This is a genomic window from Rhizobium albus (genome assembly GCA_030160035.1).
In the GTDB taxonomy this organism is placed as follows: Bacteria; Pseudomonadota; Alphaproteobacteria; order Rhizobiales; family Rhizobiaceae; genus Georhizobium; species Georhizobium albus.
In genome coordinates, this window is record BSNO01000001.1 from 673,471 (window position 1) to 689,954 (window position 16,484).

Sequence of the window (16,484 nt, forward strand, 5' to 3'; positions counted from 1 at the left end):
ATGAACTGGAACATTTCCGCCTGGTCGATCCGCAACCCGGTTCCGTCCATTCTTCTCTTCGTCGTGCTGGTTGTTCTCGGTTGGGTGTCGTTCCTGAACCTGCCGATCACGCGTTTTCCGAACATCGACGTGCCAGTCATCTCCGTCGTCATCACCGAGTCCGGTGCTGCGCCGGCCGAACTGGAAACGCAGGTTACGAAACTCGTCGAGGACAGCGTTGCCGGCATCGCCGGGATCGACGACATCCAGTCGACCGTCACGGACGGTCAGTCCGTCACCTCTGCGATCTTTCGGCTCGAGGTCGATACCGATCAGGCGTTGAACGACGTCAAGGATGCGGTCGCCGAGATCCGAGCCGACCTGCCGCGCACCATCGACGAACCGATCATCAGCCGCGTCAACGTCGAGAACCAGTCGATCGTCACCTATGCGGCTTCCGCGCCGGGCATGACGCCTGAAGAACTTTCCTGGCTTGTCGATGATGCGGTGATCCGCGAGTTGCAGGGCCTGCCGGGTGTCGGTCAGGTCGACCGCATGGGCGGCGTAACGCGCGAAATCCACGTCGAGCTCGATCCCGATCGCCTTTTATCGCTCGGCATCACCGCGACCGAGGTCAATGCGCAGCTGCGCGCGACCAACGTCAACCTGCCGGGTGGCCGCGGCGATTTCGGCGGTCAGGAACAGACGATCCGCACACTTGCCTCGGCCGATTCCATCGAGACGCTCGCCCAGACGAGCATCGCGCTTTCAGGCGGCCGAACGGTGCGTCTCGGAGACATCGGAACGATCTCGGACAGCTGGGAGGAGCCGCGCTCCTTCGCTTCGCTCGATGGCAACCCGGTCGTGTCCTTCTCCATCTACCGCGCGAAGGGCGCGAGCGACACGTCGGTGGCCGATGCCGCTGCTGCCAAGGTGGCGGAACTTGCCGCGCTTTATCCGGACGTGACCTTTTCGAAGATCGACGACAGCGTCACCTATACCTATGGCAACTTCGAATCCGCGATGCACACCCTGGTCGAAGGGGCGGCCCTCGCGGTCATCGTGGTGTTCCTCTTCCTGCGGGACTGGCGGGCGACGCTGGTTGCGGCCGTAACCCTACCGCTGGCGGCCATTCCCACCTTCTGGGCGCTGGACATGATGGGCTTTTCGCTCAATCTCGTCAGCCTGCTCGCCATCACGCTCGTGACGGGGATTCTCGTCGACGATGCAATCGTGGAAATCGAGAACATCGTCCGGCACATGCGCATGGGCAAGTCGCCCTATCGCGCGGCGATGGAGGCGGCCGACGAAATCGGCCTTGCCGTCATCGCGATCACGCTCACCATCATCGCGGTTTTCGCGCCGGTGTCCTTCATGGGCGGCGTCGCGGGCCAATACTTCAAGCAGTTCGGTCTCACCGTTGCCGTGGCCGTCTTCTTCTCGCTGCTCGTCGCGCGTCTCATCACGCCGATGATGGCGGCGTATTTCATGAAGAACCATGGGGACGAAGACGAGCGCGAAGGCTGGTTGCTGCGCGGCTATACGCGCTTCTTGCGCGCAACGCTGCGCTTCCGTTTCGTGACGCTGGCTGTCGGCATCGGGCTATTTGCAGCTTCGGTTTGGAGCATCGGCTTTCTGCCGACCGGCTTCATTCCGCGCGAAGATTCCTCGCGTGTCGTGACGTCGGTCGAGCTGCCGCCGGGTTCCACGCTCGACGATACGCGCGAGACCACCAACGCGATCGCCGCCAGCCTCAAGGAGATTCCCGAAGTGGCTTCGGTCATGGTCGTTGGCGGCTCCAGTCCCACCGGGACGCTCGAAGTGCGCCGCGCGTCGATCATCACCAATCTGGTGCGCAAGGGTGAGCGTGAGCGCACGCAGTTTGCCGTCGAAGAAGATATGGCTGCGCGCATGGCACAGGTGCCTGACATACGCTTCTTCAACGTCAATGAGCGTGGCGAACGCGAATTGTCGGTCGGTGTTCTCGGCCAGGATGGCGCTGCGGTCGCGGAAGCAGCGCGCATGCTCGAGGAAGAGATGCGCGACGCGCCGATGTTCTCCAACCCTTCGGCCATGTCGGCGTTCGACCGGCCGGAAATCCGCATCACGCCACGGCTCGACCAGGCGGCCGATCTCGGTATCGCGCCTGAGCTGATCTCGCAGACGATCCGTGTTGCCACCATCGGCGATGCGGGTGCCAATCTCGCCAAGTTCAACCTGCCGAACCGGCAGATCCCGATCAAGGTCCAACTGAGCGACGTAGCGCGCAACGACCTGGCGACCATTCAGGCCATGCGCATCCCGACCGGCAGTGGCGGCACCGTTCCGCTGACGGCGGTCGCCGATGTCAGCTACGGTCAAGGCGCGTCGACGATCGACCGCTTCGACCGCGAGCGGCTGGTCAAGGTCGGCACGGGCATGGCTGCCGGCTACGAGATCGGGCAGGGCACGGAATGGATCATGGCCAGCGAGGCGGTGAAGAACTTCCCCGCCGGCGTTCGCATTCAGGAAACGGGTGACGCGGAGATCCAGGCCGAGGTGTTCGCGGGTTTCGCGACAGCCATGGGTGCCGGCATCATGATGGTGCTGTGCGTGCTCATCCTGCTGTTCGGCTCGTTCTTCCTGCCGATCACGATCCTGGCGTCTCTGCCGCTGTCGATCGGCGGCGTGGTGCTCGCACTTCAGCTGACAAACAACGCCGTCTCCATGCCGGTCGTCATCGGTATCCTCATGCTGATGGGCATCGTGACGAAGAACTCGATCATGCTCGTCGATTTCGCCGTCGAGCAGGAAAAGCACGGCATGCCGCAGATCGATGCCATCGTCGATGCGGGGCGCAAGCGTGCGCGGCCGATCATCATGACGACGCTCGCCATGGCTGCCGGCATGGTACCGGCGGCACTCGGCACGGGCGAGGGCGGGGAGTTCCGGGCGCCCATGGCCATTGCGGTCATCGGCGGACTGCTTGTCTCGACGCTCCTGTCGCTGATCTTCATTCCGTCCTTCTACACGCTGATGGATGACCTGACGCACCATGCGTCCCGTCTGGCCGGCTGGATCCTCAAGCCCAACGCGCCTGACGAGCCGGATCTTCCGACGGGTGGTCATGGCGGTCGCGACGAGGGGAATGAGCGGGACGATCGCAAGCGGTATCCCATGCCGATCGCCGCTGAGTGAACGTTGTCTAAGCCGGCCGCGTCTGAAATCGCGGCCGGCGCGCAGATCGCGTCAAAACGTCCATTGGCAAAATGCAACTCTGCTCCATCTTCTCAGTTACTCATATAACAACAAGAAGGAGCATGCCGTGAGCAAAGCACAGAAGGCGCTGGATCCCAAGCCGCGCGAAGAAAACGTCAATTTCGGTCTCGACGACAAAGCGCGCGAGACGATTGCGCAGAACCTGTCGGCCATCCTGGCGGACACCTATGCGCTTCTGGTCAAGACGCACATCTATCATTGGAACGTAGTCGGGCCGTTGTTCCACTCGATCCACGAGATGACCGAGGTGCAGTACAACGATCTCTTCAAGGCGACGGACGAAATCGCCGAGCGCATTCGTGCTCTGGGCTACCGAGCGCCTGTCGTCGGCAACAAGGGGCACGATATCGTCATCGAGCTCGGCGCCGAGAGCAAGACGGCGCACGAGATGATCGAAGATCTTATCTCCGAGCACGAGAGCACCATTCGCAAGATGCGCGAAGCTGCGGAAGTCGCCGAAGAGGCTGACGACTTCGTCTCACACGACATGCTCGTCGGCCGCATGACCATTCACGAAAAGACGGTCTGGATGCTGCGGGCGCTTGTTACGGACTAAGCTGCGTCGCTTCGATGTAGGAAAAAGGCCGCACGCCAATCCCGTGCGGCCTTTTTACATTTGAGCAGGCGGCCAAGTCTGGCGGCCCGAAGCGCCCGCTGCAGCCTCACGCATCATTCACTGCCGCATTTGTATGCATGGTGCGTCTTCCGCAGGCGTCTTGTATACAATTTTGCTCTCGCTGCAGAGCCCGAAGCCCTACGAAACGACTGATCCTCCGATCTGGCATGCACATTGCTAGCCATGGTGCGCATCTTCCCAAGCGCACATTCAGATCCGAGGACACTCCATGAAACGCCGCAACTTTCTGACAGCATCCGCGTTCGCTACGGCCAGCGTTCCACTGACCGCGCCGTCGATCGCGAGGGCCCAGGACACATTCACCTGGCAGATGACGAATGCATATGGGCCTGGCTCGCCCTTCTACGTGGAAGGTCCGGGCAGCCCGACGGATTTCTGCGCCAAGGTCGAGCGCATGTCGGGAGGACGGCTGCGGATCCAGCATTTTGCTGCGGGCGAACTGATTCCTGCATTGGAAGGTTTCGACGCCGTCTCATCCGGCACGGTGCAGATGAACGCGGCAAACTCCTATTTCTGGGCCGGCCGCGTGCCTGCCGCGCAGTATTTCACCACGGTCCCGTTCGGCCTCAACTTCCAGGGCCAGAACGCCTGGCTCTATCATGGCGGCGGCATGGAACTGTGGGACGAGCTTTATGAGCCGCTTGGCGTCAAGGCGCTGCCCATGGGCAACACGGGCGTGCAGATGACCGGCTGGTTCCGCGAGCCGATTGAAACCGTCGAGGACTTCCGCGGTCTCGTCATGCGTATTCCGGGTCTTGCCGGACGCGTCTATGCGACGCTCGGCGTCGATGTGCGCCTGCTGCCGGGCGGTGAAATCTTCCCGGCTCTCGAGCGCGGCGTCATCGATGCGGCCGAGTTCGTCGGTCCCTACCAGGATCGTCGCCTCGGCCTGCAAAACGCGGCGAAATACTACTACACCACCGGCTGGCACGAGCCGTGCAACGTCACTGAACTTTTGATCAACCGGGCAGCCTGGGATTCGCTTCCCGACGATCTGAAGGCAATCGTCGAAGCGGCCGCCATGGCCTGCAACGTCGAAAGCCATACCTGGTGCGAAGCAACCAACTCCGAAGCGCTCGCCGATCTCGTGGCCAATGAAGGCGTCATCGCCGGCACCTTGCCGGACGACGTGGTAACAGCGCTGCGCGAAGCAACGATGGCGGTTCTTGAAGAAGGTGCCGCGGCGGACCCATCGGTGCGCAAGGTGCATGACGCGTTCATGGCGTTCAAGGCCCAGCACGACCAGTGGTCGGGTGTCTCGGAGCGGCCTTACCACAACATGGCCGGCTGATTGCCATGACGGCAATGCTCGAAAAGACTGCGAACGGCACCGCGCGTGTCGTTCGCATTGTCGGCCAGATGGCGGCGTGGCTCGGTCTCGCGCTCGTCCTTCTCGTCGCATTCAACGTGCTGTCGCGCTACGCGCTCGGCATCAGCAGCGTCGCGACCCAGGAAGCGGAATGGCACCTGATGGCCGCAGGCGCGCTGCTTGGAATGTCCTATGGTCTGAACCAGGGCGGTGAGGTCCGGGTCGATGTTCTTTACGACAAGTTTTCACCCGAGTTGAAAGCGACGATCGACATCATCGCGGCAGCGATGCTGATGCTTGCGTCGATCTTCATCGTCTGGCTGTCGATCAGCTACGTAAACCAGAGCTATTCAATCGGCGAGATTTCGCCGGATCCGGGCGGCCTGCGCTATCGCTTTCTGCTGAAGGCCCTGATCCCTATCGCCTTCGTTCTGCTCGCGCTTCAGGCGCTGTCGATGATGCTCGAAAGCATCGTGCGGCGTGTGCATCTGAAGCAGCCTTTGGCCAATCCGGACACGCACTGACATGCCATTCACCGAATTTCTGGCGCTCGCCATGATCGGCGCCTTCTTCGTCATGCTGATGGCGGGCATTCCTGTCGCCATCTGCCTTGCCGTTACCGGCTTCGTGTTCGGCTATGCGGGCTTCGGGCCCATGCTGTTCAATCTGGTGCCGGCGCGCATCTACGGCGTCATCACCAACTATACCCTCCTGGCATTGCCTCTCTTCATCTTCATGGGCCTGATGCTGGAGCGATCGAAGATCGCGGAGCAATTGCTCGACGTCATCGGTCTGGCGATGGGCGGCATCCGCGGCGGCATGGCGCTTGCCATCATCATCGTCGGCGTTTTGATGGGCGCTGCGTCCGGCGTCGTCGGCGCAACGGTCGTCACGCTTGGCCTCATTGCGCTCGCACCGGTGATCAATCGCGGTTACGACAAGGGTGTTGCGACCGGCGTGATCTGTGCGTCCGGTACGCTTGGGCAGATCATTCCGCCAAGCCTGGTTCTGATCCTGCTGGCCGATATCATGGGCCAGTCGGTCGGCACGCTGTTTGCCGCAGCCCTCATTCCCGGTCTTCTGCTGTCGGGCATGTTCGTCCTCTACATCATCGTTCTTGGCCTGATGAAGCCGGACTCCATGCCTCCGATCCCGCAGGCCGAACGCGACGCCATCTCAGGCCGAGAGCTTGCGGTAAAGCTCCTGCAGGTCGTCGCGCCGCCCATCGCGCTGATCTTTCTCGTACTGGGATCCATCATCGGCGGTGTTGCGGCGCCGACGGAAGCAGCCTCCATGGGCGCGCTCGGCTCCATCCTGCTCGCGGCGTTTACCGGCCGGCTTACCTATCCGATGATGCGGGAGGTCGTGCGGGCGTCCTTCATCGCCTCGGCCATGGTGTTCATGATCCTGATCTTCGCTCAGCCCTTCGCTCTCGCTTTTCGCGGTCTCGGCGGCGAGCGTCTTGTTCACGATGCTTTCAGCATGGTGCCCGGCGGACTGGATGGGCAGATCCTGTTCCTGATGATCCTGATCTTCTTCCTCGGTTTCTTCCTGGAGTGGATCGAGATTTCCTACATCGCGCTTCCGCTGTTCCTCCCGGTTTTCGCGAGCGCCGGCGCCGACCTCACCTGGATCGCGATTCTCGTTGCGGTGAACCTGCAAATGTCGTTCCTGACGCCGCCCTTCGGCTGGGCGCTCTTCTTCCTGAAGGGCGTCGCGCCGCCGGGCGTGACCACGCTCGATATCTATCGGGGGGTTGTGCCCTTCATCGCGATTCAGGCATTGGCGGTGTTCATGGTCTATCTGTTCCCGGGCCTTGCGACATGGCTGCCGGAAGCAATCGGTTGGTGATGACATGCTGAAGAGTGCGTTGGGTTACAAAGGTGCGTTCACCGCGCCGCATCGTGCGGCGGCGCTTGCCGGGCGCGATATCCTCCAAGCGGGCGGTACAGCCGTCGAGGCGATGGTGGCAGCGGCGGCGACGATCGCTGTCGTCTATCCGCACATGAACGGCATCGGTGGCGACGGCTTCTGGCTTATCAAGAAGAAGGGCGCAGCGCCCATCGGTATTTCGGGCTGTGGACGGGCTGCGGCTCTCGCGGATGTCGCCTTCTACAGGAATGCCGGCCATGCCGACGCCATCCCGGCGCGCGGCGGCCTGGCTGCGTTGACCGTGCCCGGGACCATCGATGGATGGCGGCTGGCCTTGCAGCATGGTGGCGGACCCTTGCCGCTTTCCGATTTGCTGGCATCGGCCATCGGCTACGCGCGCGACGGCATTGCCGTCACTGGAAATCAGTCCGATTGCACCCGCGACAAGCTGTCGACGCTTGCAAACGTGCCGGGATTTGCGGAGCAGTTCCTTGTCGATGGCGCACCGCCTCGCGCCGGGCACCGGATGAAGCAGGCGGCGCTCGCTGATACACTGGCCCATCTTGCCGAACACGGTCTTGAAAGCTTCTACGAGGGCGACATCGCTGCTGCCCATGCGCGCTATCTCGAAGCCAATGGGAGTCCGCTGCGACTGTCCGACTTCCACAGCTTCGCGGCGAGCGAAGTCGCGCCGCTGTCGCTCACCACCTCGCTCGGCACGCTCTTCAACATGACGCCACCGACGCAGGGTATCTCGTCGCTGATGATCCTCGGGCTGTTCGACCGTCTGGGCATCACGGAAGCCGAAGGTTTCGACCATCTTCACGGCCTGATCGAAGCGACCAAACAGGCCTTCATCAAGCGCAATGCCGAACTTGGCGATCCGGACGCGATGACAGAGCCGGCGCAATCCTGGCTCGATGCGGCAGGACTGGATGCCATGGCCAGCCGGATCGACCGCCAGCGCGCGCTGCCCTGGCCTTACGAGCCGAAGGAAGGCGACACGATCTGGATGGGCGCAGTCGATGCCGAAGGCACCGTGGTGTCCTTCATACAGAGTGTCTTCTGGGAGTTCGGCTCCGGCCTGACTTGTCCGGCAACGGGCGTGTTCTTCCAAAACCGTGGCGCTGGGTTCTCCCTGAAACCCGGGCCGAACGAACTTGCGCCTTTCAAGCGGCCTTTCCACACGTTGAACCCGGCCATGGCCGAGCTCTCGGATGGGCGCATCTTTGCTTACGGAACGATGGGTGGCGAAGGCCAGCCGCAGACGCAGGCGGCTGTCTTCACCCGCTACGCACAGTTCGGCCAGGATTTGCAGCAGGCAGTAACGGCACCGCGCTGGCTCCTCGGCAAGACGTGGGGCGATGCCACGACGACGCTGAAGCTCGAAAGCCGTTTCCCCGCGGACCTGATCGAAGATCTCGGCCAGGCGGGTCACGAGGTGGAGATCATTCCCGAATTCTCCGATCTCGCAGGTCATGCCGGCGCGGTCGTTCTCCACGCCGATGGGCTGATGGAGAGCGCTTCCGACCCGCGCTCGGACGGGGCAGCTATCAGCTACTGAAGCATGGTCGCGCCCGGTCGGCGGATCAGTTCCGCCGATCGAGCACCGCTCGTGCCGCACTTTGCAGATGGCGGCGGAGCGCTTTTTCCGCGTCGCGCGCGTTACGATCCAAGATTGCCGTGACGATCGTGTCGTGCTCGGCACAGGAGCGGGCGATGCGCTCGGTCATCCGGAACTGCGAGGAGCGGAACGGCGCGAGCTTGAGGCGCAAGGCCTGCGCGATCTCGACGACTTCGCCATTGTGCGAGCCGTCGAAGATCATGCCGTGAAAATCGGTGTTCGCCAGATCATAGCTTTGAAAATCGCGCTGTTCGGCCATGCGCTGCATCTTCAGATGCAGCGTTTCGAAGGCTGCGCGCTCGCTGACCGTCATCCGCTCGGCAGCCAGCCGACCGCAGAGCGCCTCGATCTCGCCCATCGCCTCGAACATCTCGCCGATCCGCTCGCTCGATTGCTCCGAGACGATAACGCCGCGATAGGGCACGCGTTGCGCGAGCGACCTGGATACGACCACATGAAGCGCTTCGCGCACGGGTGTTCGGGAAACGCCGAAACGCTTGGCCAGCGCGTTTTCATCGAGCTTGCTGCCCGCCGGCAGAACCTGATTGACGATTTCCCGTTCCAACTCGGCGGCGATGAATGCGCTGTGGACGTTCTTGTGCATGTGCATGACGTAATTTTGGACCAAACGCTCGGCGGCAGTTCATTCAGGCTTTCGCTATGAAAGTGTCTTCCGAACGGCCGCGCCGCGCAACATGCATTCAGATTTGTCCTCGACCGATGTGGAGCTCCACTGCGCTCGCTGATTAAGAGGCGTTCTTCCTGCGATTGCTCTCGCGCCAGGCGAGGAGCAGGGCGCCGCTGACGATCAGGGCCGCACCGATAAAGCTCGTTGCCGGCGGCACGATGCCGAACAGGGCGAAGTCGTAGATCGCCGCGAATATGAGCGTTGCATAGAAGATCGGCATGACGAGGCTGGCATCGCCGCTCTTCATGGCCTGGATGAAGCACGTCTGGGCGCAGACCATGATCGAACCGAGAAGCGCGAGCATCAACCATTGCGTGGTGGTCGGCCAGATCCAGACGAAGCTCGCGGCCGTGACCGCAATGAGCATGCCGATTGTGTTGTTGATGACGAGGATTCGCAAGGGCGGCTCGCCACCCGCGAGCACCTTGATCATGATGGCTTCAAGACCGAGAAACAGCGCGGAGGCGAGGGCGACGAAGACCACCGGCTGGAAAGCCTCGCTGCCGGGCCGGATCAGCACCATGGCACCGATGAGCGCGAGCCCGGCGGCGGCCCAGCGCCACGGCCCGACGCGCTCGGAGAGAAGCGGGATGGCGAGGATCATCGCGACGATCGGGTTGAGAAACGAAATCGCCGTGGCATCGGCAAGCCGCATATAGGCCGAGGCGGCGAACAGGCAGGTGACGCCCGCCCAACCGGCGACGGAACGGCCGATGTGATAGGGCAGCTTGGCGCTCTTAAGGGAAGGACGAAGGATCGCGACGATCGGCATCAAGGCGAGCCAGGCAAACAGAAAACGGCCCGCGCTCACCTGCAGCGGATGCAGCGGTGAACCGCCGTCTGAACCGATCCCTTGACCGAGCGCCTTGGCGATGAGCGTCGTCGCCGCGATCAAAGCGCAGGCAAGCAGCATCATCACGATGCCTCTGAGGGCGCTGCCTACCGGCTCGGCAGGGTGTTGAGCAGCATGGGGCGCTGTCGCGTGGGTCGAGGGCAAGGTCGAACTCCGATTGGGTCGCATCGGCGCCTCAATGCCATTGTTTTCCATACGCAACCAATAGAGACTGATGCGGCATCTATTCATTCTGGATATGGATCATGCGTCCGTCGGCCCATCAGCTCGAATGTTTCTCTGCCGTCATGAGGCTCGGCACGGCGACTGCGGCTGCTAATGTGCTCAACACCTCGCAACCGAGCGTGACCCGGGCATTGAAGCAACTGGAGGACGCAACGCGGCTCCAGCTGTTCGAGCGTCGCGAGGGGCGACTGCATCCGACCGCGGAAGCCAGGGAACTGATGGCGCAGGTGGAGGCGAGCTTTGCAGGCCTGGAGCGGATCGGGCATGCGGCCGAGATGATCCTGCGCCGCCGTCGCGGCATGGTCCGGATCGGTTGCCTGCCGGCCTTCGCGCAAGGCTTCATCGCTCGGGCAACGGCTTCTTTTTTGCGCGACGAGCCTGACCGTCACGTCTCCCTGGTGCCGTTGACAGTTCGAGACCTCCTGCGGGCGTTGCGGGACCAGGAATTGGACCTCGGGATCGTGGCGTTCGAGGTGGCCGCGTCGGATGAACTTGCTGCGGAGCGGTTCACCGACATGAACGAGATTGCGTTGCTGCCGCCGGGGCATCGGCTGGCGGGATGCGGCGCGATCAGCCTCGCGGACCTCGACGGCGAGGCGATGATAGCGATCGCCGAGACCGATCCCTATCGGCGCCGAACGGAGGCGATCATGGATGCGGCCGGCGCTCGTCCACGCCATGTGGTGGAAACGGCGACAAGCCATGGGGTCGGGTCCATGGTCGCAGCCGGGCTCGGGGTCGGGATCATGAACCCGATCACCGCTCTCGACTTCCTCGGCTCCGGTGCAACGATGCTCCGCCTCAAAGATCGCCTGCCTTTCCATACGACATTGGTGACGCCGCGGCGGCTTGAACGGCCTGGCGCAATCCAGAACTGCATCGATTCCCTGAACGCGGAACGGGTCGCATCGCTCGAAAGAGTCGACGCCCTGCTTGGGCCAGTGATGCCGGTAAAGGAGGACTGAAGATGTATCGGGCGAACCCTTGGAAGGCAAAGGAACTGCCTGCGGAGCTTGCGGCACTGCCGCAGCTTGCCGATGACGCTGGCCCGGTGCTTGCGTTGCTGTCGCGATGTCCGGCCTATCTTCCGACGCCGTTGTTGCGCATGTCGTCGCTCGGCGCATCGATCGGCGGTGCAAGCCTTTGGGTCAAGGACGAGACGGCGCGGATGGGGCTCGGATCGTTCAAGGCGCTCGGCGCCGCCTATGCGATTGCGCGCGATGCCGTTGCGGCTGCGGGCGATGACAATCTCGCGTCGGCGCTTGCTGGCCGGACCTATGTGACGGCGAGTGCTGGCAATCACGGAATGTCGGTCGCGGCCGGAGCGCGCGTCTTCGGCGCGCATGCCGTCATCTTCATCAGCGAGACGGTGTCGGACGAGATCGCCGGAAGGCTCCGCCGCAAGGGGGCACGGGTCGTCCGTCAAGGCCATGACTACGAGGCCAGCATGGCAGCGGCGGCCGAGGCTGCCGACGCCAATGGCTGGACGCTGCTCTCCGATTCCACGTGGCCCGGCTATACGACGCCGGCCCTCGACGTCATGGCCGGCTATCTGGCGCTCGCCGAAGAGATCGTGAACGAGATGGTGACGCCGCCGACGCATGTCGTTCTGCAGGCAGGCGTGGGTGGGTTCGCGGCAGCGATGCTCGCGCGCTTCAGAAATGCCTGGGGAAGCGATGGCTTCGAGGCGCTTGTCGTCGAGCCGGCATTCGCGCCATGCATCATGGAGAGCCTTGTCGCCGGGCGCGCGGTGCGCGCCGATGGGCCGGTCTCGGCCATGGGGAGGCTCGACTGCAAGGAGCCGTCGCATGTCGCTTTGGCCACGATCGCCCGGCTCGCCGATGGCTGCCTAACCGTGACGGAAGAGGAGGCCGCCGATGCCGCCAGCATGCTCTTGACAGTGGGGATTGCCACGACGCCTTCCGGTGCTGCGGGATTTGCCGGCGCGATCGGCTACCAGAAAGCGGTCGGTGATCTTGGTGCTGATGCCCGCGTTCTGGTCGTAATCACCGAAGGCACGTGACGCTCAACGATGGGGATGGATCGTCAGCGGACGATGTTCCTCGATAGCTTCCATCGCGAAATAGGACGTCACGGATTCGAGCTCGACCGCCTCGATCAGGCGCTGGTAGACGGCGTCGTAGCTGATCATGTCGCGGGTGACGATCTTCAACATGTAGTCGTAGTCGCCGCCGATCCGAAAAAAGTCGGTAATGTCCGGGATCGACGACACATGGGTGCGGAACGTCTTCAGCCAACTCGTCGAGTGGTGGCGGGTGCGCACCATGACGAAGACGACGAGGCCCAGTTCGACCTTGTGGCGGGCAACGCGGATCGTGCGGCCGGCAATGATGCCGTCGTCTTCCAGCGCCTTCAGCCGTCTCCAGCACGCATTTTGCGACAGGCCGATCTTCTGGGCCAAATCGCGCTGCGACAGGCCAGCGTCTAGCTGAAGCTCTCGCAATAGTCTTGCGTCAAATTGATCGATTTTTCGGGTCATCGTCGTTCATTTGACCCAATTCGTGTTTGTTTTGCAAACATTTTGATGAACATTTCCCACTGCATCTGCGTCAAACTTGTTTCAAGAAATCGAACCAAGGCATGCGCAGATGGATGGGAGCCTGGAAAACTGGGCCAAGGAACTGGCGGGCGAGGGAGATCTGATCGCTCGGCTTCGTGACGGCCTGATCGGCGAGGGTGCCTTGATCGAAGGCCCTTTTGGGCCGCGCCGGCTCGTCTATGCTGACTACACTGCTTCCGGCCGGGCGCTGCGGCAGATCGAAATGTTCGTGATGGAAGAGGTTCTGCCGCTTTACGCGAACAGCCACACCGAGGCGTCCCATTGCGGGGCCTATTCCACCCGCCTGCGCGAAGCTGCACGCGCATCGGTCAGCCGCATGCTCGGCGCTGGCAGTGCACATAGCGTTATTTTTACCGGATCGGGTGCGACAGCCGCAATCAACCGGCTTGTGGGCTTGCTGGCGATCACGGAGCGGATTGCGCGCGGCGAAGCCGTCACGGTCATCATCGGTCCCTACGAGCATCACTCCAACCTTCTGCCGTGGCGCGAGAGCGGCGCGCGGATCGTGGAGATCTCCGAAGAAAAGGGCGGCGGCCCGGACCAGGTTCAACTGACTGAAGCGCTTGTGGATGCAACGTCGCGAGGCTTTACGGTTGCCGCGTTTTCTGCCGCGTCCAACGTGACGGGCATTGTCAGCGATGTCGTCGGCATCACGCGGCTCGTGAAGGCCCATGGCGCGATCGCGATCTGGGACTATGCTGCGGGCGCACCCTATCTGCCGATGTCCATGGTGCCTGCGGACGACGCGGCGATCGATGCCATTGTCTTTTCGCCGCATAAATTCATTGGCGGGCCGGGAGCGTCCGGCATCCTCGCTTTGAAGAACGATATCGTTGCGACCGCGCGGCCGACTCTTCCAGGTGGGGGAACCGTGTCTTTTGTCTCGCCATGGGCGCATCGCTACAGCGACAAGATCATTGCACGCGAGGAGGCGGGGACGCCGAACGGGATCGGCGATATTCGCGCCGCACTCGTGCTCCTGGTCAAGCAGGCGGTCGGTCAGTCCTTCATCTCCAGGCGTAACCGCGAGTTGCGAGTGATGGCGTTGAAGCGCTGGTCGAACAATCCGCGGCTTGAGGTTCTGGGCGGGCACATTGAGGATGCCTTGCCCGTCATGTCGTTGCGCGTGCGCGACGGTCGGGGGGGACATGTTCACCATCAACTCGTCACTCGCATGCTGAGCGATCATCACGGCATTCAGGCACGGGGCGGCTGCGCCTGCGCCGGGCCTTATGCGCACCGACTTCTCGGTATCGACGAGGCGGCTTCGCGCGATCTAGCCGCCGCAATCGATGCGGGAATGGAAATGGAAAAGCCGGGCTGGGTGCGGTTGAACTTCAGCTATCTGCTGAGCGACGAGAAAGCGCGCTTCATCGTCGATGCGGTGGACGGACTGGCGCTAAAGGCTGCCGATCTTGCCGGTGACTATCGCCCAGATCCCGCAACCGCGCGCTTTGCGGCAGGCCGAGAAGGCAGTGTCGCGGCATGACATGAGGGACCGCCATTGACGCTTGCCGCATCGCTGAACCTCGGGCATGATGTCCTCCAATATATTGGAGGAGGCATTGCCCGTATGGATCTGGGAAAGAGGATTTCCGAGCGCCTTAAGGAGATCCGCCGGGAGCGCAATCTATCGCTCGATGCCGTCGCCCGGCTGTCAGGCGTCTCGCGCTCGATGCTGTCGCAGATCGAACGCGGAAGCTCCAGTCCCACCGTCTCTACTTTATGGAATTTGACGCGCGCGCTCGACGTCGATTTTGCGGGTTTGATCGACGGAAAGGTGCCGGTCAATGACGGCTTCCGGGGGATCGTCAAGGCCGAACGGATCCCCACAATCGAGTCAAAAGGTGAGGGATGTCGACTGAAAATCCTCAGTCCACCGGACTACGCGGGCGACTGTGAGCTCTACGACGTAATTTTTGATGCCGGAGGTGCGCTTGTCAGCGAACCGCATCGCGACGGTTGCGAAGAGCACCTGACTATCCTGGAGGGGGAGATCACCGTCAAATCCGGCTTGCGCTCTCTCGATCTCGAAGAGGGTGATACGGCCTGCTATCGGGCAGACCGGCCGCATTCTTTGGAGGCCAAGAACGGCCCCGCACGCGCAATTCTCATGGTGCGCAACTCCTAGTTTGCATCAATCGCGGGCAGTGACATTCCGTGCATTCTTGTTGTTCAACATCGATTGACATGTCCGCTATATTGGATAACGTTCTTAGTCGAAAGTGTTAGCCGGCGTCTGCAAGGAGACCGTCTTGTCCGCATTCCTCGCCCGCATCGATGCCGAATTGGCGGAGATCCGCGCTGCCGATCTTTACAAGAGGGAGCGGCCGATCCAGTCGCCACAGGCTGCGCGGGTGTCGATCGAAGGCCGCGGCGGCGAGATCATCAATCTCTGCGCCAACAACTATCTCGGTCTTGCCGATAATCCGGAACTTGTCGCGGCGGCGACCGCGGCGCTGGAAAGTTCTGGCTACGGCATGGCTAGCGTACGCTTCATCTGCGGCACCCATGATCTGCACCGCGAACTGGAAACGTCGATCGCGCGCTATCTCGGCAAGGACGATGCGATCCTGTTTGCCGCTTGCTTTGACGCGAATGGCGGGTTGTTCGAGCCGCTTCTGACCGATCAGGATGCGATTGTCTCCGACAGCCTGAACCATGCCTCCATCATCGACGGTATCCGGCTCTGCAAGGCAACGCGCTATCGCTACGCCAATTCCGACATGAACGAACTGGAAGCGGCGCTGAAGCAGGCGCGGGCCGATGGTGCGCGTACGATCATGATCGCGACGGACGGCGTCTTCTCGATGGATGGCTATCTCGCCAAGCTGCCGGAGATCGTTGCATTGGCGCGAGCCTTCGATGCGGTCGTGATGGTCGACGATTGTCATGCGACGGGCATCATGGGCGAGCGCGGCGCAGGCACCCACGTGCACCACGGCGTGGCTGATGGGATCGATATCCTCACCGGCACGCTGGGCAAGGCACTCGGCGGCGCGATCGGCGGCTATATCGCTGGTCCGCAGGCCGTGATCGATCTTCTGCGCCAGCGCGCGCGTCCGTATCTATTTTCAAATGCCCTTCCACCCATGGTCACGGCTGCCAGCATCAAGGCAATCGAACTTGCAGAAAAGGGCGACCATCTGCGCGCGCGGCTTTACGCCAACACGACGAAATGGCGCTCGGGACTCGAGGCGCTCGGCTTCCGCCTGCTGCCGGGCGAACATCCGATCGTGCCGGTCATGTTCGGCGAGGCGTCCGTTGCGCAGGCCATGGCCAAGCGGGTTTACGAAGCAGGCGTCTATGTCAGCGGCTTCTTCTATCCTGTCGTTCCCAAGGGCCAGGCGCGGATCCGCACCCAGATGAATGCGGCTTTGACCGAGGACGATTTGGATGCGGCACTTGCTGCGTTCGGCGAAGCAGGGCGCGAACTGAAGGTGATCTCGTGATCTCGA

The 16,484-nt window shown here is 62.4% G+C and carries 14 protein-coding genes; 11 read left to right on the forward strand and 3 right to left on the reverse strand.

The genetic code is table 11. The features are described 5' to 3' along the window. The 6 genes from QQL76_RS03170 (at window position 1) to QQL76_RS03195 (ending at window position 8,619) form a co-directional block, all read left to right on the forward strand. Window positions 1–3,156, forward strand: coding sequence for an efflux RND transporter permease subunit (locus QQL76_RS03170; protein ID WP_499206345.1), 3,156 nt, complete (start codon window positions 1–3; stop codon window positions 3,154–3,156). Between the two features lie 127 nt (window positions 3,157–3,283). Beyond that, complete coding sequence (locus tag QQL76_RS03175) at window positions 3,284–3,793, forward strand: Dps family protein (RefSeq protein ID WP_499206346.1); 510 nt, start codon at window positions 3,284–3,286, stop codon at window positions 3,791–3,793. Window positions 3,794–4,082: 289 nt separating this feature from the next. Then, window positions 4,083–5,165 (forward strand): TRAP transporter substrate-binding protein, encoded by a 1,083-nt coding sequence (locus QQL76_RS03180; protein WP_499206347.1) that lies wholly within the window; start codon window positions 4,083–4,085, stop codon window positions 5,163–5,165. 5 nt (window positions 5,166–5,170) lie between these two features. Next, complete coding sequence (locus tag QQL76_RS03185) at window positions 5,171–5,707, forward strand: TRAP transporter small permease subunit (protein ID WP_499206348.1); 537 nt, start codon at window positions 5,171–5,173, stop codon at window positions 5,705–5,707. A 1-nt stretch (window position 5,708) separates the two neighbouring features. Further along, window positions 5,709–7,034, forward strand: a complete 1,326-nt coding sequence (locus QQL76_RS03190; protein WP_404863991.1) for a TRAP transporter large permease — start codon at window positions 5,709–5,711, stop codon at window positions 7,032–7,034. A 4-nt stretch (window positions 7,035–7,038) separates the two neighbouring features. After that, window positions 7,039–8,619: a gamma-glutamyltransferase family protein gene (locus QQL76_RS03195; protein ID WP_499206349.1), complete on the forward strand. Its 1,581-nt coding sequence runs from the start codon at window positions 7,039–7,041 to the stop codon at window positions 8,617–8,619. A 25-nt stretch (window positions 8,620–8,644) separates the two neighbouring features. Here QQL76_RS03195 and QQL76_RS03200 read toward each other — a convergent pair whose 3' ends face one another. Next, window positions 8,645–9,289, reverse strand: coding sequence for a GntR family transcriptional regulator (locus QQL76_RS03200; protein WP_499206350.1), 645 nt, complete (start codon window positions 9,287–9,289; stop codon window positions 8,645–8,647). A gap of 136 nt (window positions 9,290–9,425) precedes the next feature. After that, window positions 9,426–10,364, reverse strand: coding sequence for a DMT family transporter (locus QQL76_RS03205; RefSeq protein WP_499206351.1), 939 nt, complete (start codon window positions 10,362–10,364; stop codon window positions 9,426–9,428). 101 nt (window positions 10,365–10,465) lie between these two features. On the opposite strand from QQL76_RS03205, the gene QQL76_RS03210 reads away from it, so the two are divergent. After that, entirely contained in the window at window positions 10,466–11,410 is a 945-nt protein-coding gene (locus QQL76_RS03210; protein ID WP_499206352.1) for a LysR family transcriptional regulator, read from the forward strand. Between the two features lie 2 nt (window positions 11,411–11,412). Beyond that, window positions 11,413–12,468, forward strand: coding sequence for a PALP domain-containing protein (locus QQL76_RS03215; protein WP_499206353.1), 1,056 nt, complete (start codon window positions 11,413–11,415; stop codon window positions 12,466–12,468). Window positions 12,469–12,471: 3 nt separating this feature from the next. Here the strand turns inward: QQL76_RS03215 and QQL76_RS03220 are convergent, their stop codons facing one another. Further along, a complete protein-coding gene (locus QQL76_RS03220; RefSeq protein WP_499206354.1) occupies window positions 12,472–12,945 on the reverse strand; it encodes an Lrp/AsnC family transcriptional regulator in 474 nt (157 codons plus the stop codon). Between the two features lie 109 nt (window positions 12,946–13,054). On the opposite strand from QQL76_RS03220, the gene QQL76_RS03225 reads away from it, so the two are divergent. From QQL76_RS03225 to QQL76_RS03235, 3 genes are all read left to right on the forward strand, one after another. After that, window positions 13,055–14,515 carry an aminotransferase class V-fold PLP-dependent enzyme gene (locus QQL76_RS03225; protein WP_499206355.1) on the forward strand — a complete coding sequence of 487 codons (1,461 nt, stop codon included), beginning with the start codon at window positions 13,055–13,057 and terminating at the stop codon, window positions 14,513–14,515. A gap of 15 nt (window positions 14,516–14,530) precedes the next feature. Further along, on the forward strand, window positions 14,531–15,157 hold the full coding sequence (locus QQL76_RS03230) for a helix-turn-helix domain-containing protein (protein ID WP_499206356.1): 627 nt from the start codon (window positions 14,531–14,533) through the stop codon (window positions 15,155–15,157). Between the two features lie 124 nt (window positions 15,158–15,281). Beyond that, window positions 15,282–16,478, forward strand: coding sequence for a PLP-dependent aspartate aminotransferase family protein (locus QQL76_RS03235; RefSeq protein WP_499206357.1), 1,197 nt, complete (start codon window positions 15,282–15,284; stop codon window positions 16,476–16,478). The last annotated feature ends 6 nt before the right edge of the window (window positions 16,479–16,484 follow it).